This is a genomic window from Citrobacter sp. Awk 4 (genome assembly GCF_028069725.1).
Classification (GTDB): domain Bacteria; phylum Pseudomonadota; class Gammaproteobacteria; order Enterobacterales; family Enterobacteriaceae; genus Citrobacter_D.
Genome location: NZ_JANEWG010000012.1, coordinates 41,792 through 64,086, shown reverse-complemented (window position 1 = coordinate 64,086; position 22,295 = coordinate 41,792). Strand labels below are relative to the sequence as shown.

The following is a 22,295-nucleotide window of genomic DNA, read 5'->3' as shown; positions in this document are numbered from 1 at the left end:
CTCAGCGCTCCGGCAAAACGGTCATATGAGAAGCTTATGGAAAAGAGGGGCAGCGGCCAGGCAGGCCCAATGAAGGCTGCCAGCCTGCGCTGACGATAAGCAGCGAATAGGATCACTCGGGATCTTTTTCGCTCTTTTTCTTTAGTTTGGTCCAGATCTTCGTTTCCTGACGACGCCACAGCCGCTGGATGTTGTCATGGTGGCGCAGCAAAATCAGGCACGATAGCAAGGAGACCGGAAGGGTAAACTGCGGTTTAAACCACCAAACATAAAACGGTGCGATCAGGGCGCTGACAATAGCGCCGAGCGACGAATAGCCACTCAGCAGCACGGTCAGCAACCAGGTGCCCGCCATAACACCCGTTAAGTCCCAACCAATCGGCGCTATCGCGCCAAATGCAGTAGCAACGCCTTTGCCACCTTTAAAACCAAAGAAGACCGGCCAGATATGCCCCAGACAGGCCGCGATCGCAATCAATCCCAACCAGAGAGGGCTGACGCCTAACGCGTATGCGCCCCAGACGGGTAACATGCCCTTGAGGACGTCGAAAACCAGTACCGCTACGGCCGCTCCCTTGCCACCGATTCTTAACACATTGGTCGCGCCCGGATTACCGGAACCGCTCTCACGCGGGTCGGGCAGTCCAGCGATGCGGCAGACCAGAATGGCGCTGGAAATTGAGCCGCAGAGGTACGCGAAGAGGATCATTCCAGGCGCGATTGCACTCATAAGCTGTTCCGTTTTGAAAATGTCGTGTTAAACGTTACTTCTGTGGATAATACGCATAATTCGCCGGAAGTGGTATCCGGGTTAGCCAAAAAGCGAGCAGGTCGTGATGGATATTGTATTTATAGAGCAACTTTCGGTCATCACCACTATCGGTGTTTACGACTGGGAACAGACCATTGAACAGAAACTGGTGTTCGATATCGAAATGGCGTGGGACAACCGAAAATCAGCCAAAAGCGATGATGTGGCGGATTGTCTAAGCTATGCAGACATTGCCGAAACGGTTGTCAATCACGTGGAAGGCAGTCGTTTTGCGCTGGTTGAACGGGTGGCGGAAGAGGTTGCCGATCTGCTGCTGGCGCGGTTTAATTCTCCGTGGGTGCGTATCAAACTCAGTAAACCCGGCGCTGTGGCGCGTGCGGCGAATGTTGGCGTAATCATTGAGCGTGGCAATAATCTGAAAGAAAATAATTAACTCTATAATTTTTAAACCAACTGGCTATAAATGGGTCTGAACGCAGGATCCATTTTTTGCTGCATAATTTTTTACATTTAGGGGTTTATTGATGAGCGATATGCACTCGCTGCTGGTAGCGGCAATTTTGGGTGTGGTCGAAGGATTAACGGAGTTTTTGCCCGTCTCCAGTACCGGGCACATGATTATCGTTGGTCATTTGTTGGGGTTTGAAGGCGATACCGCGAAGACGTTTGAAGTGGTGATCCAACTGGGTTCTATCCTGGCCGTCGTTGTAATGTTCTGGCGACGTTTATTCGGACTGATCGGCATTCACTTTGGCAAGCGACCACATGAAGGCACTGGAAAAGGGCGTCTGACGCTGGGGCATATTCTGTTGGGGATGATCCCTGCGGTGGTGCTGGGACTGGTATTCCACGACACCATTAAATCGCTGTTTAACCCGGTTAACGTGATGTATGCGCTGGTGGTCGGTGGTTTGCTGCTGATTGCGGCGGAATGCCTGAAGCCGAAAGAGCCGCGCGCGCCGGGTCTCGACGACATGACCTACCGTCAGGCATTTATGATCGGCTGTTTCCAGTGTCTGGCGCTGTGGCCGGGCTTTTCCCGCTCGGGTGCCACGATTTCCGGTGGTATGCTGATGGGCGTGAGCCGTTATGCGGCCTCTGAATTCTCCTTCCTGCTGGCCGTGCCGATGATGATGGGCGCCACTGCGCTGGATCTCTACAAAAGCTGGTCGTTCCTGACGCTTGCCGACATCCCGATGTTTGCCGTCGGCTTTGCTACCGCTTTTGTCGTCGCGCTGGTGGCGATCAAGACCTTCCTGCAGCTGATCAAACGCATCTCGTTCATTCCGTTTGCGATTTACCGTTTTATCGTGGCAGCGGCTGTTTACGTTGTGTTCTTCTGATTTCAGATTGCCGGATAAGGCGTTTACGCGACTATCCGGCAATTCCGGCAATTATTCTGGCTTTGGGCAGCGTAATGCTTTCCAGTCCGTCACAGCTTCAATACGGCGTCGGGTCAGCTCTTCTCGAATCGCCAGACCTTTGAATCCTGCTTCAACCACCTCTTTGGTCGGTACGGCCTGTGCCACCTGCCAGGCTTCTCGTAACCAGCGGCCTTGCGGATAGTCCGACGCTTCAAAGCCCGTACGCCCGCGAACATCCGCTTCGCTGGTCAGCGCGATTTGTTCCACCCGTTGCGGTTTTCGCCAGGCATCAATGGAATCGAACAGTTTAACGATCGTTTTTGGCTGCAAGATGGGGAAGGTATGAATCAGATCGTGGAACTCCGCCACCAGTTTGGCTAAATCGCGAATGTCATTGGGGACGCGTAAACGCTGGCATAACTGCTCCACCAGTTTAACGCCCGCCGGACCATGACCATGATGACGCGGCCAGAACTCTTTTGGCGTTAACCCTTTCCCCAGATCGTGACACAGCGTGGCGAAGCGCACATCGACTTGCGGACTGAGCATGGCGGCCATCGACAGCGTCATCAGCGTGTGGATCCCGGTATCAATTTCCGGATGCCATTTTGCCGGGGCGGGGACGCCAAACAGAGCGTCTATTTCGGGGAACAGTACGCGCAACGCGCCGCAGTCACGGAGAACCTGGAAGAAGACTTGCGGGTTACGGGTGGTCAGGGCATTTTCGGTCTCTTTCCACACCCTTTCCGGCGTGAGGTGTTCCAGCTCACCGGCAGCCGTCATCTCACGCATCAGCGTCATGGTTTCATCAGCAATACGGAAGCTGAGGTGAGCATAGCGGGCAGCAAAACGCGCCACGCGCAGGACGCGCAGCGGATCTTCGCTGAAAGCGGGAGAGACATGGCGCAGCAAGCGGTTGTCCAGATCGCGACGGCCGTGATACGGGTCGATGATCTGGCCGTCGTCGTCACGCGCAAGGGCGTTGATCGTCAGGTCGCGGCGCTGCAAATCGTCTTCCAGCGTCACGTCGGCGGCGGCATAACAGGTAAAACCGGTATAACCCGAACCCGATTTACGCTCGGTGCGCGCCAGCGCATATTCTTCACGTGTTTGCGGGTGAAGAAAGACGGGAAAATCGCGGCCTACCTGCTGGTAGCCCGCGTCAAGCATCTCCTGAGGCGTGGCGCCAACCACCACCCAATCTTTATCTTTAACCGGTAGCCCTAACAACGCGTCCCGAACAGCACCACCGACCAGATAAATCTTCACGCCACTTCCTCTCCTGAAAAACATCATCTCTCAATGATATGTCAGTGTGGTGGAGAAGGCGATTTAGTTCATCCAGCGGTCTTTGCGTTTACGACTTGGGATCATGTGCGGCAGGACGAGACCGAGCAGCAGACCGAGCCCCAGTACGCCGCCACCATACATAAACCACTGCATGATAATGGTGCGCTGTTTGTCATCAAGCTGCACGCTGGCGGCATCGACTTTCTTCTGCGCAACAATCAGCTCGTTTTTCAGCTTCTGGTTCTCTTCTTTTAACCCGTTAATCACGCTGTCGCTCTGCGACACTTTTTGCTGCATGTCGGACGTGCGCTGATTCCAGGTCGTATCAATATTGTTGAGCTTATCGGTCAGCGTTTTGACCTGGTTTTCCAGATCCGGTACGCGAATACGCAGGCTGGGGGTGCTGTTCAACTCTTTCATCGGGATCCAGGCAGTACGACCGGTACTGTCTTTCACCTGAGCGTAATTAGTATTGGCATCGGTTTGTAAGAGAGTCACTTCTTCGCCGGCGTTTATCGTACCCAGGAGGCGGTAGTTGTCCCCCGGACCGCTGCGGACCCAGGTGCTCAATTCGTCAGAAACATAGCGCTTTTCTTCAGCATGGGAGACGGCAGTGGCGCTAAGTGCAAGTAAAGTTAATCCAATCAGGCGTAATTTTGGCATCAGGCTGTCGTTATTGTCATAGAAAGTGGAACGATAGTAGTGGCATCAGTGTCTCTACGCAAAGTATTCGACATCAATCGGAATCTTCTGTGTCATCTATGCCACTGTTTCAAACTTTTACGCCCGTCAAATTGCTCGTTGTATGGCTATTTGGCGCAAAATACTATGTACTGACAAACAAGAACGCATTAAGTTCGCCGTCATTCTTCCCATATGTGACATAACCCATAAGTACAAGACCATGGCTCAGGAAATCGAATTAAAGTTTATCGTCAACCGCGAAGCGGTAGACGCACTGCGCGACCATCTGCACACGTTAGGCGGGGTGCATCATGCCCCCAGTCAATTGCTGAATATTTACTACGAAACATCAGATAATTGGCTGCGCAGTCACGATATGGGGCTGCGTATTCGGGGCGAGAACGGTCATTATGAAATGACCATGAAAATCGCGGGCCGGGTGACAGGGGGGCTGCACCAGCGTCCGGAATACAATGTATCGCTGACCGAACCGACGCTGGATCTCGCTAAACTCCCTCCCGAAGTCTGGCCAAACGGCGAAATGCCGGCCGATCTCGCTTCACAAGTGCAACCGCTGTTCCGCACTGATTTTTATCGTGAAAAATGGGTGGTTGAGGTTGAAGGCAGCCAGATTGAAATCGCGCTCGATCTGGGGGATGTGAAGGCGGGAGAGTTCGCTGAGCCTATCTGCGAACTGGAACTTGAGCTGCTCAAAGGCGATATGCGCAGCGTGCTGAAACTGGCAAATCAGCTGGTTTCCCAATCCGGATTACGCCAGGGCAGCCTGAGCAAAGCGGCCCGTGGTTACCACCTGGCGCAGGGAAACCCGCCGCGAGAAATCAACGCGACAGGAATTTTGAAGGTGCCAGCGAAAGCCAGCGTTGAGCAGGGGTTTGAGGCTGCGCTGGAGTTAGCACTGTCACAGTGGCAATACCATGAAGAGTTGTGGGTTCGCGGTGAGAAAAAGGCCAAAGCCGATGTTCTGGCGGCGATGGGGCTGGTTCGCCACACACTCATGCTGTTCGGCGGGATTGTTCCGCGTAAAGCAAGCGCTCACTTACGTGATTTGTTCACCCAGTCAGAAGCGACGATCGCCTCTGCGGTTTCAGCGGTGACGGCGGTTTACAGTACGCAAACAGCGATGGCTAAACTGGCGTTGACGGAATGGCTGGTGACCAAAGGCTGGCAGCCGTTCCTGGATGCCAAAGCGCAGGACAAAATTTCAGGTTCATTTAAGCGCTTTGCGGATACTCACCTCTCACGGCATGCCGCTGATCTGAAATCTGTGTTCGGTCGGCCGTTAGGCGATCAGTACAACGATCAGCTTCCGCGCCTGAACCGCAACATTGACAGCATCTTATTGCTGGCCGGTTATTACGACGCCAATGCGGCGCAGAGCTGGCTGGCGAACTGGCAGGGATTACGCTATGCGATTGTGACCCGCCAATTCATTGAAATTGAACATTTCCGCAACGAAGCCATTTCTCAGGAACCGTTCTGGCTGCACAGCGGAAAACGATAATCTGGCAAGGATACGTCTTTTATGAAGCCGCTCTCTTCCCCCTTACAGCAGTACTGGCAGACCGTTGTTGAGCACCTGCCAGCCGCAATCTTAGAGGCAACGCCGGGTGTTCAGGCGAAGTCAGTACTTACCTTCAGCGATTTTGTTCGGGACAGCGTTATTGCGCATCCCGAATGGCTTGCTGAGCTGGAAAGCGCGTCGCCGCAGGCCGATGAGTGGCAACATTATGCGGCCTGGTTGCAGGAGGCGCTGGCGCAGGTCGCTGACGAAGCGGCGCTGATGCGCGAGCTCCGGGTGTTTCGCCGTCGCATTATGGTGCGTATTGCCTGGGCGCAGGCGCTGCGGCTTGTGGAAGAAGAGAGTATTTTGCAGCAGTTAAGCCACCTGGCTGAAACGCTGATCATCGCTGCGCGGGACTGGCTGTACGCTGCCTGTTGCCGTGAGTGGGGAACCCCCTGCAATCAGAGCGGCGTCCCGCAGCCGCTGCTGATTTTAGGAATGGGGAAACTGGGTGGCGGCGAGCTGAATTTCTCCTCCGATATCGACCTGATTTTTGCCTGGCCGGAGCACGGTTCCACACAAGGTGGACGACGTGAGCTGGATAACGCGCAGTTCTTCACGCGGATGGGACAACGACTCATCAAGGTGCTGGACCAACCCACGCAGGATGGTTTTGTTTACCGTGTGGACATGCGTCTGCGTCCGTTTGGCGATAGCGGCCCGCTGGTGTTGAGTTTTGCTGCGCTGGAAGATTATTACCAGGAGCAGGGCCGTGACTGGGAACGCTATGCGATGGTTAAAGCGCGGATCATGGGCGATACCGATGGCGTTTATGTTGACGAATTGCGGGCCATGCTGCGGCCTTTCGTCTTCCGCCGCTATATCGACTTCAGCGTGATCCAGTCGCTGCGAAACATGAAGGGGATGATTGCCCGTGAAGTTCGTCGCCGGGGTCTGAAAGACAATATCAAACTCGGCGCGGGCGGCATTCGCGAAATCGAGTTTATTGTCCAGGTGTTCCAGCTCATTCGCGGCGGTCGCGAACCTTCACTGCAGTCACGTTCACTTTTACCCACGTTGAATGCGATTGCCGCGCTGCATCTGCTGTCTGAGAACGACGCGGAACAGTTGCGCATCGCTTATCTCTTTCTGCGCCGCCTGGAAAACCTGCTGCAAAGTATCAATGATGAGCAAACGCAGACGCTACCGGGGGATGAGCTGAATCGGGCGCGTCTGGCGTGGGGAATGGATGCGGATGACTGGTCGCAGCTCACCAACGAGCTGGACGGCCATATGGCGAATGTGCGCCGGGTGTTTAATGAGTTGATTGGCGATGACGAAACCGAGACGCAGGAAGAGTCGTTGTCTGAACAGTGGCGCGAACTGTGGCAGGATGCGCTACAGGAAGATGATTCCACGCCAGTCCTCGCTCATCTTACCGATGAAGGGCGGGGGCGCGTGTTAGCGCTGATTGCCGATTTTCGCAAAGAACTGGATAAACGCCCCATTGGCCCGCGTGGCCGTCAGGTCCTCGATCATCTGATGCCGCATTTGCTCAGCGACGTCTGCTCCCGTGAAGACGCTTCTGTACCGCTGTCGCGGATTACGCCGCTGCTGGTGGGCATTGTGACCCGCACCACGTACCTTGAATTACTGAGTGAATTCCCGGGTGCGCTAAAACATCTGATTTCGCTTTGTGCTGCCTCCCCGATGATCGCCAGCCAACTGGCGCGCTACCCACTGTTGCTCGACGAACTGCTCGACCCGAACACGCTGTATCAACCGACCGCGACAGACGCTTACCGTGATGAGCTGCGTCAGTATCTGCTGCGTGTGCCGGAAGATGACGAAGAGCAGCAACTGGAGGCGTTGCGGCAGTTTAAGCAAACCCAATTGCTGCGTATCGCGGCGGCGGATATTGCGGGCACGTTACCGGTGATGAAAGTCAGCGACCACTTGACCTGGCTGGCGGAAGCCATCATCGACGCTGTAGTGCAACAGGCGTGGACGCAAATGGTGGCGCGTTACGGTCAGCCGAAGCATCTGTGCGAGCGCCAGGGGCGAGGTTTTGCCGTGGTCGGTTACGGTAAGCTGGGCGGTTGGGAATTGGGATACAGTTCCGATCTGGATTTGATTTTCCTTCACGATTGTCCGATGGACGTGATGACCGACGGCGAGCGAGAAATTGACGGCAGACAGTTCTATCTGCGCTTGTCGCAGCGGATTATGCATCTGTTCAGCACCCGTACTTCTTCGGGTATTTTGTATGAGGTCGATGCGCGATTACGCCCGTCCGGCGCGGCGGGAATGTTAGTGACCTCAGCCGAAGCTTTCGCCGATTATCAGAAAAACGAAGCCTGGACGTGGGAGCATCAGGCGCTGGTGCGAGCGCGTGTGGTCTATGGCGACCCGCAACTGACTGCGCAGTTTGACGCCGTGCGGCGTACGATCATGACCCTCGTTCGCGATGGCAAAACGCTGCAAACCGATGTGCGTGAAATGCGTGAAAAGATGCGCGCGCATCTGGGGAATAAGCATCGCGATCGCTTTGATATCAAAGCTGACGAGGGCGGGATCACCGACATTGAGTTTATTACGCAATATCTGGTGCTGCGCTACGCGCATGAGAAACCGAAGCTGACGCGTTGGTCAGATAACGTGCGTATCCTGGAACTGTTGGCGCAAAACGACATTATGGAAGAACAGGAAGCACAGGCGTTGACGCTGGCCTACACCACGTTGCGTGACGAACTCCACCACCTGGCGTTGCAAGAGTTGCCGGGACACGTGGCGCAGACGTCTTTTAGCAAAGAGCGTGAACAGGTACGGGCTAGCTGGCAGAAGTGGCTGGTTGCCGAGTGAAGTGTGATATTATCGCGCGCAAATTTTGAATCTCTCAGGAGACAGGAATGAAAGTAACGCTGCCAGAGTTTGAACGTGCAGGAGTCATGGTTGTTGGTGACGTGATGCTGGATCGCTACTGGTACGGGCCAACCAGCCGTATTTCACCGGAAGCGCCAGTACCCGTTGTCAAAGTGGACACCATTGAGGAACGTCCAGGCGGCGCGGCTAACGTGGCGATGAACATTGCGTCCCTGGGGGCCAATTCACGTCTGGTCGGTTTAACCGGAATTGATGACGCCGCGCGCGCGCTCAGCAAAACGCTGGCCGATGTGAATGTGAAATGCGACTTTGTTTCTGTCCCGACGCATCCTACCATCACCAAGCTGCGCGTACTTTCACGCAACCAGCAACTGATTCGCCTGGATTTTGAAGAAGGCTTTGAGGGGGTTGATCCGCAACCGCTGCATGAGCGCATTAATCAGGCGCTGGGTTCGATTGGCGCCCTGGTACTCTCTGACTATGCAAAAGGCGCACTGGCCAGCGTTCAGCAGATGATCGCGCTGGCGCGTAAAGCGGGTGTACCGGTATTGATCGACCCGAAAGGCACCGATTTTGAACGCTACCGTGGTGCTACGCTGCTGACCCCGAATTTGTCTGAATTTGAAGCGGTGGCCGGTAAGTGTAAAAGCGAAGAAGAGATTGTCACTCGCGGCATGAAAGTGATTGCGGATTTCGATCTCTCTGCGCTGCTGGTGACACGTTCTGAGCAAGGTATGACGTTGTTGCAGCCGGGTAAAGCGCCGCTGCATATGCCGACGCAGGCGCAGGAAGTGTATGACGTCACCGGTGCCGGTGATACGGTGATTGGCGTGCTGGCGGCGACGCTGGCGTCAGGGAAATCGCTGGAAGAAGCCTGTTACTTCGCCAACGCGGCGGCTGGCGTGGTCGTTGGTAAGCTGGGGACATCCACCGTTTCACCCATTGAGCTGGAAAACGCTGTACGCGGTCGTGCCGATACGGGCTTTGGCGTGATGACTGAAAACGAGCTGAAACAGGCCGTTGCCAGCGCGCGTAAGCGTGGCGAGAAAGTGGTGATGACCAACGGCGTCTTCGATATCCTGCATGCCGGACACGTCTCTTATCTGGCGAATGCGCGCAAACTGGGCGACCGCCTGATTGTGGCGGTCAACAGTGATGCCTCCACTAAACGTCTTAAAGGCGAAACGCGCCCGGTAAATCCGCTCGAACAACGCATGATCGTATTGGGCGCGCTGGAATCCGTCGACTGGGTGGTCTCTTTTGAAGAAGATACCCCGCAGCGTCTGATTGCAGGCGTACTGCCGGATTTGCTGGTGAAAGGCGGCGATTACAAGCCGGAACAGATTGCGGGTAGTGAAGAGGTTTGGGCCAACGGTGGCGAAGTGTTGGTGCTGAACTTCGAAGACGGTTGTTCAACCACCAACATCATCAAAAAAATCCAGAAAGACAGTGACAAGTAATTGATCCGCCAGTAAGTTCAAACACCTTGTCAGGCCAGTGAGCCTCTACGCGATGCTGGCCTGATAAGCGTTCCGTTATCATTTACTCTTACCCCTTTACATTTCCTGGAAAATGTGTGACTTCCGGCAGGTGATTTGCGCACATAATGTATAAAGATGTTGCGACCAGAAGCGAATACTGGAATCAGAAAAAGCATATGGCCTTATCAGAAACTCGCTAACTGGAGGGTATGCTCATGAACAACCAAAATGTGTATTCGTTGAACAACTTCGATTTTCTGGCCCGTAGTTTTGCCAGAATGCAGGCTGAAGGTCGCCCTGTCGATATCCGTGCCGTTACCGGGAATATGGATGAGGAGCACCGTAGTTGGTTCTGCAAGCGTTACGCGCTTTACTGCCAACAGGCCACACGAGCAAAAAAATTAGAACTCGAACACTAAAAAAGAAACGGGCCCATCGGCCCGTTTTTTTACTCTTGTGTATCCACTGGCGGGATGGCGGTCGCAGGTTTGACGTCGGCAGGCGACTGGCGCATTTCCAGTTCACTGAGGCGCTGCTCAAGCAGTGCCAGCTTTTCACGGGTACGCAGTAACACCTGAGTCTGCACATCGAACTCTTCGCGGCTCACCAGATCGAGACGCGTCAGCTGTGATTGCAGCGTTTGACGGATTTTCTTCTCGACATCTTCCCCGAACTCCCGGATCCCTTTCGGCATCGACTCGTGAACCTGGCGAGCGATTTGCTCAATTTTTTTCGGGTCAATCATTGTGGTTTCCCTGAACTGGTAAGTGTTGAGGCACATTGTAGTGCGATCTGCGTGAGGCATAAACCAGAATTGTGTGACCTGTGGCTGAGTAAAGGCATTGATGAAGGTAATCAATAGCGTTATAGTTATCTCGCTTATTCTCAGGGCGGGGCGAAATTCCCCACCGGCGGTGAATCAACCTATGTTGAAAGCCCGCGAGCGCTTTGGGTGCAAACTCAAAGGTCAGCAGATCCGGTGTAATTCCGGAGCCGACGGTTAGAGTCCGGATGGGAGAGAGTAACGATCCAGCCGGGCATGGACCCGCTCACGTTATTTTTTTGCCGCATAGCGGTACTCCTAAGACTGCCCTGATTCTGGTAACCATAATTTTAGTGAGGTTTTTTTACCATGAATCAGACGCTACTTTCCTCTTTTGGTACGCCTTTTGACCGTGTCGAACACGCTCTGTCCGCGCTGCGTGAAGGACGCGGTGTGATGGTGCTTGACGACGAAGATCGTGAAAACGAAGGCGATATGATTTTCCCTGCCGAAACGATGACCGTTGAACAGATGGCGCTGACCATCCGTCATGGTAGCGGCATCGTTTGCCTGTGCATCACTGAAGATCGCCGCAAGCAACTCGAGCTGCCTATGATGGTGGAAAATAACACCAGCGCTTACGGCACGGGCTTTACGGTGACGATTGAAGCTGCTGAAGGCGTGACCACCGGTGTTTCTGCGGCCGACCGCATTACCACCGTGCGCGCAGCCATTGCCGACGGCGCCAAACCTTCTGACCTCAACCGTCCGGGGCACGTTTTCCCGCTGCGCGCTCAGGCTGGTGGGGTGTTGACTCGCGGTGGTCATACTGAAGCGACCATCGATCTGGTGACGCTGGCAGGTTTTAAACCTGCAGGTGTTCTGTGTGAACTGACCAACGATGACGGCACAATGGCTCGCGCGCCGGAGTGCATCAAGTTTGCTGGTGAACACAATATGGCCGTCGTTACCATCGAAGATTTGGTGGCTTACCGCCAGGCGCACGCGCGTATGGCCAGCTAACTTGCGTGCCACCCATTGGGTGGTAATTTGCGATGAAAGAAACCGAAGCCAGTTTACTGACTTCGGTTTTTGTTTTTATCGGTTCGAAAAAATAGATTGTTTATCCCAGATATTTTAATTTTGCAGACGGTCTGGTCTGTAATAAAAGCTCAATCTTTTTCTCTATGATCAAAATCATATTCTCAATTTCATACTGTGCCAGTATATGAATATACCTAAAGATAGGTATGTAAAATTTTAACGTTAAATGTTTGGCAATGTTAAATTTTAAGGGTAAAAGGATGTTTATCGCCTGGTATTGGATTGTATTAATTGTTCTTGTCGTCGTAGGTTATTTTTGCCATATGAAACGTTATTGCAGAGCGTTCAGGCAAGACAGGGACGCGCTGCTCGAGGCCCGCAACACGCTATTTCGCCGCACAGGTGAAGATGATCGTGTGGCCAGTGATCGGGAATAACTTTTATTCTCATATTTTCTTGATGGGAAAGCATGATGTTGTCCTGAATGATGAGGACAACATCTGCGGTTGCTTTACCCGATACCCATCGACTGAAGAATCACCAGACTGAGTCCCATCACCGACATTCCACACAGTACTCCGTAGCTGGGGTTATTATTAGGATCGATCTCTTTTGCCAGCGGCATTAATTCATCTACGGATAATGCCACCATAATTCCCGCTACCGCAGCCATAATCGATGCCATTACGACAGGCGAAATCAAACTGCCAAGAATTAACCAGGCTAATATGCCGCCGAGAATTTCCGCCATACCGGAAATTCCTGCCCAGAAAATAGCCGTGCGTTTCGAACCTGTTGCGGCATAAACCGGTCCGGCAACCGCTAAACCTTCGGGAATATTGTGTAAGGCGACCGCCAGAGCAATACCGAAGCCCAGTTCAAGATTGCTGCTGGCGGTAACAAACGTCGCGATCCCTTCCGGAAAGTTGTGTAGGCTGATGCCCAACGTCAATAAGATGGCGGTGCGCTTAATGGAGCCAGGAAGTGGTCGCGTTGTTTTCTGTACTAAATCTTGCGGGTGGGCGTGAGGAAGCAGGCGATCCAGTCCGAAATACCCCAGCAGTCCAGTAATAAACATACCGTAGCCTAAAAGGGGGGACATTCCTTCCGCTGCCAGCGCCGCCGGCAGCATTTCCATTAGTGAGATAAGTAGCATGATGCCTGCCGCGAATCCCAGCGAAAATGCCAGTACGCGATTCGAGGGTTTTTGTCCCAGCACGCCAAGAAAGGCGCCAATAAAAGTGGCGGCACCCGCCAATAAGGTCAGAATTAAAGGTACTGACATCGACAACTCCTTATGATTCTGCTGTCCGGGCCTGACCTTCAAAATAACTGATGATCTTCATCATGGTTATCTGAGTTCTTCATCTACCGAAAAAGCGTATTGTGAGGATATCAAAATGACCTCCCTGAGTAAGGATATCATCATGTCTTCAACGCGTATGCCAGCATTGTTTTTGGGTCACGGCAGCCCAATGAATGTTCTGGAAGATAACGTTTATACCCGCGCCTGGCAGCATCTGGGGGAGGCATTACCGCGTCCGAAAGCGATTGTGGTAGTGTCGGCACACTGGTTCACCCGCGGGACCGGCGTGACGGCAATGGAAGCCCCGAAAACCATCCATGATTTTGGTGGTTTTCCACAGGCGCTGTACGACACACACTATCCAGCACCCGGTTCGCCAGAGCTGGCACAACGACTGGTGGAACTGCTGTCTCCTGTTCCTGTTACGCTCGATAAAGAGGCCTGGGGCTTTGACCACGGCTCCTGGGGAGTGCTGATCAAGATGTATCCCGACGCGGATATCCCGATGGTGCAGTTAAGCATCGACAGCACAAAACCCGCCGCCTGGCACCTCGAAATGGGGCGTAAACTGGCGGCGCTGCGTGATGAGGGCATTATGCTGGTCGCTAGCGGTAACGTGGTGCATAACCTGCGCACGGCGCGCTGGCACGGCGAGAATACGCCGTATCCGTGGGCGATATCATTTAATGATTACGTGAAGGCGAATCTGACGTGGCAGGGACCTGTTGAGCAGCATCCGCTGGTCAACTATCTCGAGCATGAAGGGGGATCGTTGTCGAATCCAACGCCGGATCACTACCTGCCGCTGTTGTATGTGTTAGGCGCGTGGGATGGTAAGGAGTCAGTCTCGATACCGGTGGACGGTATTGAGATGGGCAGTCTGAGCATGCTGTCGGTACAGATTGGATAACCGTGTGAAAAGCCCGGCGGTGACACCGGGCTTGCCGTATTACTCAACAAAAATATGCGGGTAGAAACGGGAAAGATCCTGGGTGATCAACGCTCTGTCTTCACGAATGCCGATCCCGGCGGGTTGATCGTTAATCAACCAACTGCCGATCAACATGTAGCTGTCGCCAAATTTCGGCAACGGATGAAACTGCTGCACGATCATACCTTCTTCGCCGTACGGACCTTCCGCCGCTTCGATCGTTTTCCCGTTCTCAATGATCGAGACGTTGGCGCCTTCACGAGAAAAGATAGGCTTCACGACAAATTTTTCCATCTGCGGATGGTCATCTTCGGCAAAATAGGCTGGCAGCAGGTTCGGATGGTTCGGGAACATTTCCCACAGCAACGGTAACAGCGCTTTGTTGGAGATGATGCTTTTCCATGCCGGTTCCAGCCAGCGTACGCCAGCATCTTCCAGCTTGGTAGAGAACATTTCGCGCAGCATAAACTCCCACGGATAGAGTTTGAACAGGTTGGCGATAACCTGATCCTGTAAGTCCGTGAACTGACCTTTTTCACCGAGACCGATATCTTCGATGTGAAGGAATTCGGTGGCGATTTCGGCTTCGGCCGCACAATCCTGCAGATATTGAATAGTACCGCGATCTTCAACAGTGTCACGGCAGCAGGTTAAATGCAGCAGTTGAAAACCGTACTGTTCACGAAGCTCTGCAAAGCGCTCGATCAGCTTTTCTTGCAGGCTATTAAACTGATCGCTACCTTCCGGCAAGTTGCCTGCATTGAGCTGATCTTCCAGCCAGATCCACTGGAAAAATGCCGCTTCATACAGCGAGGTCGGCGTATCGGCGTTGTTCTCCAGCAGTTTGGGTTCGCCGATACCGTCCCATGCCAGATCCAGGCGGGAATAGAGCGAAGGCTGACGTGTCAGCCATGACTGACGAACAAATCCCCAGGTATGCTTCGGAATACGAAACTTCGTCATGAGTTCGTCGCTGGCGATGACCTTCTCAACCACCTTGAGACACATCTGGTGCAGCTCAGCGGTCACTTCTTCCAGTTTTTCAACCTGGGCGAGCGTCAGCTTGTAGTAGGCATCCTCACACCAGTAGGGCTCGCCGTACATGGTGTGAAAATTAAAACCGTATTCTGTGGCTTTGTCGCGCCAGTCCGGACGCTCAGTAATACTGACTCTTTCCATGAGTATCAACCACCCATCGAACGAGTAGTGGTGCCGCTGGTGCTACGCTGCATGGTGCTTTGTTTCGCTACCGATTCACCAAAACCACCGCGTGTAACGGTTGATGTGGTTGCCGGTTTAGGCGCCATCGCTGTCTTCGGTACGGTCATGGTGCGGCCTGGCTGCGCGGCGCCGTAGTTCTTGCCGCTGGCATCAGTATATTTACCGTAAGCAGGGCTGGCCGGGTTTTTCGAGCTAAACAGCGGTTGTTGCGCAAAGCCTGCGCCACCGCCCATCATGCGGCCCATCATGTATCCTGCCATCAATGGCATCCAGAAGCTGCCGCTGGATTGTTGTGCTTGCGCCTGATTCTCTGGCGCCATACCTGCCTGGGCAGGCGTTTGCTGGCACTGACCTTCACCGAATTCGGCGATGCAATCTTCTCGTGTGGCGTATTTGGGCGCGGTACGTTCTGCTTCTTTCACTGCATTGTTGAATGCAGTCGTACATTCCGCGCTTTTACCTGGGTTCGCAGCAGAACAGTCGTCAGCATTTTGATAAAGCGAAACCGTTTCATCGGCTTGTTCACAGCCAGCCAGCATAAAGACTGCGGTGACTGCCAGTGCGACCGGCGTTAAATGGCGAGCGCTCCAGCTTTTGCGGAACGAAGCGTGATGTATGGATTTTGTCCGTTTCATTTTCGTCTTCCAGGACCCAGTGGTGAATATGGCAAATAATGCTCAGGATAGAGGATGGCTGGTCGAAAATGAAGCGAGAAGAGGCGAGAATGCGGGGAAATCGCGGGATCTTTACGTTGCCTTACGTTCGACCAGCAATTTAGCGCCAGCCGGCGCCGTGCTTACCGGACCTACGGGTTTGTAGGACAGGTAAGCAGAGGCGCCATCGGCAATTTCATCAGTTACGGAATGGGTTGTTGCCGTTGCTGCTGGTCGGTTGTACTGACGCAGGCTGAGTTTCCGGGGCGGCGTTGTCGGCAGTATAGCCGTCAGCGCTGGCGTCCTGCTCTGCGTTTTCCGGTGCCACAATGTCTGGCGTAGTGGAAATCGGTTTGCCCAGCGTGTTGTTCAGAGCAACCAGGTCCTGCTCGTTCAGCGTACCGAGTGCAGACTTGATGTTCAGCTGGTTAATCAGATAGTTATAGCGTGCGCTGGAAAGCTGTTGTTTCGCGTTGTACAGCGTGGTGGTGGCATCCAACACATCCACGATGGTACGCGTACCGACGGAATAACCGGCTTCCATGGCATCTAATGAACTTTGCGCAGAGATAACGGCTTGTTTATACGCGTTAATGCTGCTGATAGAGGCATTGATGTTGTTGAAGGAGGAACGCACGGTCTGCACGACGCTACGGTGTGCGCTTTCCAGCTGTTCACTCGCGCCAACAAAGTTGTACTGCGCTTGTTTCACCTGAGAATTGACCTGTCCGCCCTGGTACAGCGGCAAGGAGAAGCTCAGACCAATTTTGTTCTGGCCCAGGTTACTGTCGTCATATTGAGAGGTGTTGGTTTTCGACCCGCTATACGAGGTATCGGAGATCCCCGTTGAGGCGTTTAAATCCAGCGTTGGCAAGTGGCCGTCCTGCGCCAGACGGATTTGCTCACGCGCCAGATCCTGGGTCAAGCGGGCTTGCAACAGCGTCAGGTTGCGGTTTTCTGCTTCTTTCAGCAGCGCATTGACGGCCTGCGGTTTGTTGGTTTTAAAACCATCAACATTCAGCGATGCCAGTTCCGGGTAGTAATTACCGGTGACCTGACGCAGCGTTTCAACCGCATTATCGAGGTTATTACGTGCGGTCACTTCGTCCGCTAACACGGTATCGTATTGTGAACGGGCGTTCTGCACGTCGGTGATCGCAACCAGACCCACGTTAAAGCGTTGCGTGGTTTGATCTAACTGACGGTAAATCGCCTGTTTCTGCGCTTCGGTAAAGGAGAGCGCATCAATGGCGCTCAGCACATTGAAGTAGGCCGTTGCGGTGTTCAGGATCAGCGTTTGCTGGTCTGTCTGAAAGGTGACGTCCTGAATACCGGCAGATTTTTCCTGCAATGTCAGCGCACGCCATTTCGACATATCGAACAGGGTCTGAGTCAATTGCAAAGAGGCGCTGGTTGCGTTGGAGTCGATACCATTGGCGTCACGGTAGCCGTTGCTATAGGTGTAATCGGCACCTAAACCCAGTTGCGGCAGTAAAGGACTACGCGCTTCGTTAATCTTTTCGAATGCAGCATCGCGATCGGCGGCGGATTTACGCAATTCCGGGTTGCTCAGGCGTGCTTGCTGATACACTTGCATCAGGTTCTCTGCCTGGCTCAAAGTGCTGAACCCCGACAGGCTCAGGCCGATAAGGATGGGGAGCAATTTCTTCATTTGCATTCCTTGTTGTGAAGCAGTATTTAGCGCTGATCAAATTGTAAAATAATTGATGATTCTAGCAGAATCCGCCACTGCGAAAAGTTGGCGTTATGTGCCATACGGCGTTAATTTGCACCAATTTATCACAAGCCAGGTGAAACAGTATTCAAACGGCCTTGAAATTCACATTCTAATCACTATTGGTAACCAGGACAGAACAATGCATAAACAAGACAGTTCGCCGATGACTTTCTCTAAAAACGATGTAGAAATTATTGCACGAGAAACGCTTTATCGCGGTTTTTTTTCGTTGGACCTTTATCGCTTTCGCCATCGTTTATTCAATGGAGAAATGAGTGGCGAGGTTCAACGTGAAATTTTTGAGCGCGGGCACGCCGCAGTCTTGCTACCCTTTGACCCTGAGCGCGATGAAGTTGTGCTGGTGGAACAGATCCGTATCGCGGCGTACGACACCAGTGAGAGTCCGTGGTTGCTGGAGATGGTTGCCGGTATGATTGAAGAGGGCGAAACCGCAGACGATGTCGCCCGCCGTGAGGCGATGGAAGAGGCTGGCCTTGATGTCAAACGGACGAAGCCGGTGATGAGTTATCTGGCAAGCCCTGGCGGCACCAGTGAGCGCCTGTCAATTTTAGTGGGTGAAGTGGATGCCACGACCGCAAGCGGGATTCATGGTCTGGCGGATGAAAACGAAGATATTCGTGTTCATGTGGTAAGTCGGGAGCAGGCATACCAGTGGGTGGAAGAGGGGAAAATCGACAACGCGGCGTCTGTCATCGCTTTGCAATGGCTGCAACTGCACTATCAAGAGTTAAAAAACGAGTGGAAAAAATGAAGCGTTACACACCTGACTTTCCTGAGATGATGCGCCTGTGCGAAACTAACTTTTCGCAATTGCGCCGCCTGTTGCCACGTAATGACGCACCCGGTGAAACAGTGAGCTATCAGGTGGCAAACGCACAATATCGGTTAACGATTGTGGAATCGACCCGATACACTACCCTGGTGGAGATTGAGCAGACTGCGCCTGCCATCACCTACTGGAGCCTGCCGTCGTTGACGGTGCGCCTGTATCATGATGCGATGGTGGCTGAAGTGTGTTCAACTCAGCAGATCTTTCGCTTCAAAGCGCGGTATGATTATCCAAATAAAAAGTTGCATCAACGCGACGAAAAGCATCAAATTAATCAGTTTTTAGCTGATTGGTTAAGGTACTGTTTAGCACATGGAGCGATGGCGATTCCGGTTTACTAGCGTCGTGAAACCTAAGGACACCATTTGGAAAGCCTGTTAACCCTTCCTTTGGCTGGTGAGGCCAGAGTCAGGATTTTACAAATTACAGACACTCACCTGTTTGCCGCAAAGCACGAAACACTACTGGGCGTGAACACCTGGGAAAGCTACCAGGCCGTACTGGATGCGATCCATGCGCAGCAGATTCAGTTCGATTTGATCGTGGCAACGGGCGATTTGGCTCAGGATCAAAGTTCTGCGGCCTATCAGCATTTCGCTGAAGGCATCGCAAGCTTTCGTGCGCCTTGCGTTTGGTTGCCAGGCAACCACGATTTTCAACCCGCGATGTACAGCGCGTTACAGGATGCGGGGATCTCTCCGGCTAAACGCGTCTGGATTGGCGAACAGTGGCAAATTTTGCTGCTGGACAGTCAGGTTTTTGGCGTTCCCCACGGCGAGTTAAGTGAGTTCCAGCTTGAATGGCTGGAGCGTAAACTCGCTGATGCTCCCGAGCGCCACACGCTGTTGCTTTTGCATCACCATCCGCTGCCTGCGGGATGCAGTTGGCTTGACCAGCACAGTCTGCGCAACGCCGCAGAACTGGATACCATACTGGTGAACTATCCTCGTGTTAAGTATTTGTTGTGCGGGCATATTCATCAGGAACAGGATCTGGAATGGAACGGCCGTCGCCTGATGGCGACCCCATCGACATGCGTTCAGTTTAAGCCACATTGCGCGAATTTCACGCTGGACACGATTGGTCCGGGCTGGCGTACGCTGGAGCTGTTTGCCGACGGTACGCTGAAAACGGAAGTCTGTCGTCTGCAGGGGACCCAGTTCCGACCTGATACCGCTTCAGAAGGCTACTGATGTCTACGCTTCTTTATCTCCACGGATTTAATAGTTCCCCCCGCTCGGCAAAGGCTTGCCTGCTTAAAAGCTGGTTGGCGGAGCACCATCCTCATGTTGAAATGGTGGTGCCGCAATTGCCGCCGTATCCTGCCGATGCGGCAGAGCTTCTGGAATCTATCGTGCTTGAACATGGCGGAGAATCGCTGGGCATCGTCGGTTCCTCGCTTGGCGGATATTACGCCACCTGGTTATCGCAATGTTTCATGTTACCGGCCGTGGTGGTGAACCCCGCAGTAAAACCCTTCGAACTGCTGGTCGACTACCTGGGTCAGAACGAGAACCCCTACACGGGGCAGCAATATGTGCTAGAGTCACGCCATATTTACGATCTTAAAGTCATGCAGATTGACCCGCTGGAAGCGCCGGATTTGATTTGGCTGCTGCAACAGACGGGGGATGAAGTGTTGGACTACCGCCAGGCGGTGGCGAATTACGCCTCCTGCCGTCAGACAGTGATCGAAGGTGGGAATCACGCATTCACGGGCTTCGAAGATTATTTCAACCAGATTGTCGATTTTCTTGGACTGCACAGTTTCTGACAATCAATTCGAATTGCTAATTTAAACCATGACGCAAACTTATAACGCTGATGCCATTGAGGTACTCACTGGGCTTGAGCCGGTACGCCGCCGCCCAGGGATGTACACCGATACGACCCGTCCCAACCATCTTGGGCAGGAAGTGATTGATAACAGTGTGGATGAAGCACTGGCGGGCCACGCAAAACGCGTGGATGTGATTTTACATGCCGATCAATCTCTGGAAGTCATTGACGATGGACGTGGCATGCCGGTGGATATTCACCCTGAAGAGGGCGTCCCGGCAGTCGAACTGATCCTTTGCCGGTTGCATGCTGGGGGCAAGTTCTCCAACAAAAACTACCAGTTCTCCGGCGGTCTGCACGGGGTGGGTATTTCGGTGGTGAACGCCTTATCGAAACGCGTTGAAGTGACGGTTCGCCGTGACGCCCAGGTCTATAACATCGCGTTTGAAAACGGTGATAAAGTGCAGGATCTGCAGGTCATTGGGACCTGTGGTAAACGCAATACCGGCACCAGCGTCCACTTCTGGCCGGACGAAAGTTTCTTCGACAGCCCGCGTTTTTCCGTGTCTCGTTTAACGCATGTGTTGAAAGCCAAAGCGGTTCTGTGCCCGGGTGTTGAAATCACCTTTAAAGATGAAGTTAACAATACCGAACAGCGCTGGTGCTATCAGGATGGTCTGAATGACTATCTGGCCGAAGCCGTTAATGGCCTGCCCACGCTTCCTGAAAAACCGTTTATCGGCAATTTTGAAGGTGAAACGGAAGCCATCGACTGGGCGCTGCTATGGCTGCCGGAAGGCGGCGAGTTGCTGACTGAAAGCTACGTTAACCTGATCCCTACCATGCAGGGCGGTACCCACGTCAACGGCTTACGCCAGGGGCTGCTGGACGCCATGCGCGAATTCTGTGAATACCGCAATATTTTGCCGCGTGGCGTGAAGTTGTCCGCCGAGGATATCTGGGATCGCTGCGCGTACGTGCTCTCCGTGAAGATGCAGGACCCGCAGTTTGCCGGGCAAACCAAAGAGCGCCTCTCTTCGCGTCAGTGCGCGGCCTTTGTTTCTGGCGTGGTGAAAGATGCCTTTAGCCTGTGGCTGAACCAGAACGTGCAGGCAGCGGAACTGCTGGCGGAAATGGCGATTTCCAGCGCTCAGCGCCGTTTGCGGGCGGCGAAGAAAGTGGTGCGTAAAAAACTGACCAGTGGTCCGGCGCTGCCAGGAAAACTGGCGGACTGCACTGCGCAGGATCTCAACCGTACCGAACTGTTTCTGGTGGAAGGGGACTCGGCGGGCGGTTCTGCAAAACAGGCGCGCGATCGTGAGTATCAGGCGATCATGCCGCTGAAAGGTAAGATCCTAAACACCTGGGAAGTCTCTTCTGATGAGGTTCTCGCTTCGCAGGAGGTTCATGATATTTCTGTGGCGATCGGCATTGATCCGGATAGCGATGATTTAAGCCAGCTGCGTTACGGCAAGATCTGTATCCTTGCGGATGCGGACTCTGATGGTTTGCACATTGCCACCTTGCTGTGCGCGCTGTTTGTGAAACACTTCCGTACGCTGGTAAAACATGGGCACGTCTACGTTGCGCTGCCGCCGTTATACCGCATCGACCTTGGCAAAGAGGTCTATTACGCGCTGACGGAAGAAGAAAAAGCCGGTGTTCTGGAGCAACTGAAGCGCAAGAAAGGCAAGCCGAACGTGCAGCGCTTTAAAGGTCTGGGCGAAATGAACCCGATGCAGCTGCGCGAAACCACGCTGGATCCGAACACCCGTCGTCTGGTGCAGCTCATCATTGATGACGAAGACGATCAACGTACTAATGCGATGATGGATATGCTGCTGGCTAAGAAGCGTTCTGAAGATCGCCGCAACTGGTTGCAGGAGAAAGGCGACCTGGCAGATCTCGAAGGGTAATCACACTTGTGTTTTAGTGCCGGATGGCGATGCGAAAGCGCGTTATCCGGCCTGCCGTTCGTGAATAACCGACTGACCGGATAAAGCGTTCATGCCGC

General features: G+C 53.5%; 22 protein-coding genes and 1 riboswitch. Of the genes, 14 read left to right on the top strand and 8 right to left on the bottom strand.

The genetic code is table 11. The features are described 5' to 3' along the window. Positions 1–112: 112 nt before the first annotated feature. The gene (plsY, locus tag NNO04_RS07220) at positions 113–730 is read right to left on the bottom strand and encodes a glycerol-3-phosphate 1-O-acyltransferase PlsY (RefSeq protein WP_162379465.1); all 618 of its coding nucleotides are present in this window, start codon (positions 728–730) and stop codon (positions 113–115) included. A gap of 106 nt (positions 731–836) precedes the next feature. Between plsY and folB the strand changes: the two genes are divergently transcribed. Together folB and bacA are read left to right on the top strand one after the other, a co-directional pair. Next, positions 837–1,205 (top strand): bifunctional dihydroneopterin aldolase/7,8-dihydroneopterin epimerase, encoded by a 369-nt coding sequence (gene folB / locus NNO04_RS07215; RefSeq protein WP_271444099.1) that lies wholly within the window; start codon positions 837–839, stop codon positions 1,203–1,205. A gap of 91 nt (positions 1,206–1,296) precedes the next feature. Then, positions 1,297–2,115, top strand: coding sequence for an undecaprenyl-diphosphate phosphatase (gene bacA, locus NNO04_RS07210; RefSeq protein ID WP_271444098.1), 819 nt, complete (start codon positions 1,297–1,299; stop codon positions 2,113–2,115). Between the two features lie 51 nt (positions 2,116–2,166). Here the strand turns inward: bacA and NNO04_RS07205 are convergent, their stop codons facing one another. After that, entirely contained in the window at positions 2,167–3,405 is a 1,239-nt protein-coding gene (locus tag NNO04_RS07205; RefSeq protein WP_271444097.1) for a multifunctional CCA addition/repair protein, read from the bottom strand. 63 nt (positions 3,406–3,468) lie between these two features. Further along, positions 3,469–4,089 (bottom strand): TIGR04211 family SH3 domain-containing protein, encoded by a 621-nt coding sequence (locus NNO04_RS07200; RefSeq protein ID WP_271444096.1) that lies wholly within the window; start codon positions 4,087–4,089, stop codon positions 3,469–3,471. Positions 4,090–4,330: 241 nt separating this feature from the next. Here NNO04_RS07200 and NNO04_RS07195 point away from each other — a divergent pair, with 241 nt between their 5' ends. From NNO04_RS07195 to glgS, 4 genes are all read left to right on the top strand, one after another. Then, on the top strand, positions 4,331–5,632 hold the full coding sequence (locus NNO04_RS07195) for a CYTH domain-containing protein (protein ID WP_271444095.1): 1,302 nt from the start codon (positions 4,331–4,333) through the stop codon (positions 5,630–5,632). Positions 5,633–5,653: 21 nt separating this feature from the next. Then, entirely contained in the window at positions 5,654–8,494 is a 2,841-nt protein-coding gene (gene glnE / locus NNO04_RS07190) for a bifunctional [glutamate--ammonia ligase]-adenylyl-L-tyrosine phosphorylase/[glutamate--ammonia-ligase] adenylyltransferase (RefSeq protein ID WP_271444094.1), read from the top strand. 47 nt (positions 8,495–8,541) lie between these two features. Beyond that, on the top strand, positions 8,542–9,975 hold the full coding sequence (gene hldE, locus NNO04_RS07185) for a bifunctional D-glycero-beta-D-manno-heptose-7-phosphate kinase/D-glycero-beta-D-manno-heptose 1-phosphate adenylyltransferase HldE (RefSeq protein WP_271444093.1): 1,434 nt from the start codon (positions 8,542–8,544) through the stop codon (positions 9,973–9,975). Positions 9,976–10,205: 230 nt separating this feature from the next. Continuing rightward, on the top strand, positions 10,206–10,415 hold the full coding sequence (gene glgS / locus NNO04_RS07180; protein ID WP_271444092.1) for a cell surface composition regulator GlgS: 210 nt from the start codon (positions 10,206–10,208) through the stop codon (positions 10,413–10,415). A 29-nt stretch (positions 10,416–10,444) separates the two neighbouring features. Here the strand turns inward: glgS and ubiK are convergent, their stop codons facing one another. Continuing rightward, complete coding sequence (gene ubiK, locus NNO04_RS07175) at positions 10,445–10,741, bottom strand: ubiquinone biosynthesis accessory factor UbiK (RefSeq protein ID WP_271444091.1); 297 nt, start codon at positions 10,739–10,741, stop codon at positions 10,445–10,447. Positions 10,742–10,873: 132 nt separating this feature from the next. After that, a riboswitch (FMN riboswitch) is annotated at positions 10,874–11,023 on the top strand. Between the two features lie 105 nt (positions 11,024–11,128). On the opposite strand from ubiK, the gene ribB reads away from it, so the two are divergent. Then, complete coding sequence (ribB, locus tag NNO04_RS07170; protein ID WP_271444090.1) at positions 11,129–11,782, top strand: 3,4-dihydroxy-2-butanone-4-phosphate synthase; 654 nt, start codon at positions 11,129–11,131, stop codon at positions 11,780–11,782. A 281-nt stretch (positions 11,783–12,063) separates the two neighbouring features. After that, positions 12,064–12,240 carry a hypothetical protein gene (locus NNO04_RS07165; RefSeq protein ID WP_271444089.1) on the top strand — a complete coding sequence of 59 codons (177 nt, stop codon included), beginning with the start codon at positions 12,064–12,066 and terminating at the stop codon, positions 12,238–12,240. Positions 12,241–12,314: 74 nt separating this feature from the next. On the opposite strand, the gene zupT is transcribed toward NNO04_RS07165, so the two are convergent. Next, positions 12,315–13,088, bottom strand: a complete 774-nt coding sequence (zupT, locus tag NNO04_RS07160; protein WP_192613513.1) for a zinc transporter ZupT — start codon at positions 13,086–13,088, stop codon at positions 12,315–12,317. Positions 13,089–13,230: 142 nt separating this feature from the next. Between zupT and ygiD the strand changes: the two genes are divergently transcribed. Next, positions 13,231–14,019: a 4,5-DOPA dioxygenase extradiol gene (gene ygiD / locus NNO04_RS07155; protein ID WP_271444088.1), complete on the top strand. Its 789-nt coding sequence runs from the start codon at positions 13,231–13,233 to the stop codon at positions 14,017–14,019. A 39-nt stretch (positions 14,020–14,058) separates the two neighbouring features. On the opposite strand, the gene NNO04_RS07150 is transcribed toward ygiD, so the two are convergent. The 3 genes from NNO04_RS07150 to tolC all read right to left on the bottom strand — a co-directional run bounded on the left by NNO04_RS07150 (position 14,059) and on the right by tolC (position 17,592). Continuing rightward, complete coding sequence (locus tag NNO04_RS07150) at positions 14,059–15,219, bottom strand: glutathionylspermidine synthase family protein (RefSeq protein ID WP_271444087.1); 1,161 nt, start codon at positions 15,217–15,219, stop codon at positions 14,059–14,061. Between the two features lie 5 nt (positions 15,220–15,224). Continuing rightward, positions 15,225–15,896 (bottom strand): DUF1190 family protein, encoded by a 672-nt coding sequence (locus tag NNO04_RS07145; protein ID WP_271444086.1) that lies wholly within the window; start codon positions 15,894–15,896, stop codon positions 15,225–15,227. 217 nt (positions 15,897–16,113) lie between these two features. Next, positions 16,114–17,592 (bottom strand): outer membrane channel protein TolC, encoded by a 1,479-nt coding sequence (gene tolC, locus NNO04_RS07140; protein WP_271444085.1) that lies wholly within the window; start codon positions 17,590–17,592, stop codon positions 16,114–16,116. Between the two features lie 199 nt (positions 17,593–17,791). Between tolC and nudF the strand changes: the two genes are divergently transcribed. Genes nudF through parE form a run of 5 tightly spaced genes read left to right on the top strand, consistent with a single transcriptional unit; the run spans position 17,792 to position 22,197 of the window. Beyond that, positions 17,792–18,424, top strand: coding sequence for an ADP-ribose diphosphatase (gene nudF / locus NNO04_RS07135; protein ID WP_162379482.1), 633 nt, complete (start codon positions 17,792–17,794; stop codon positions 18,422–18,424). Beyond that, entirely contained in the window at positions 18,421–18,843 is a 423-nt protein-coding gene (locus tag NNO04_RS07130) for a DUF1249 family protein (protein WP_271444084.1), read from the top strand. Before nudF ends, NNO04_RS07130 begins: the two co-directional genes overlap by 4 nt. Positions 18,844–18,867: 24 nt before the next feature. Beyond that, positions 18,868–19,695 carry a 3',5'-cyclic-AMP phosphodiesterase gene (cpdA, locus tag NNO04_RS07125; protein WP_271444083.1) on the top strand — a complete coding sequence of 276 codons (828 nt, stop codon included), beginning with the start codon at positions 18,868–18,870 and terminating at the stop codon, positions 19,693–19,695. Then, positions 19,695–20,276 carry an esterase YqiA gene (yqiA, locus tag NNO04_RS07120; RefSeq protein WP_162379484.1) on the top strand — a complete coding sequence of 194 codons (582 nt, stop codon included), beginning with the start codon at positions 19,695–19,697 and terminating at the stop codon, positions 20,274–20,276. The genes cpdA and yqiA overlap by 1 nt, the downstream gene beginning before the upstream one ends. A gap of 28 nt (positions 20,277–20,304) precedes the next feature. Then, on the top strand, positions 20,305–22,197 hold the full coding sequence (parE, locus tag NNO04_RS07115; RefSeq protein WP_271444082.1) for a DNA topoisomerase IV subunit B: 1,893 nt from the start codon (positions 20,305–20,307) through the stop codon (positions 22,195–22,197). Positions 22,198–22,295: the final 98 nt, after the last annotated feature.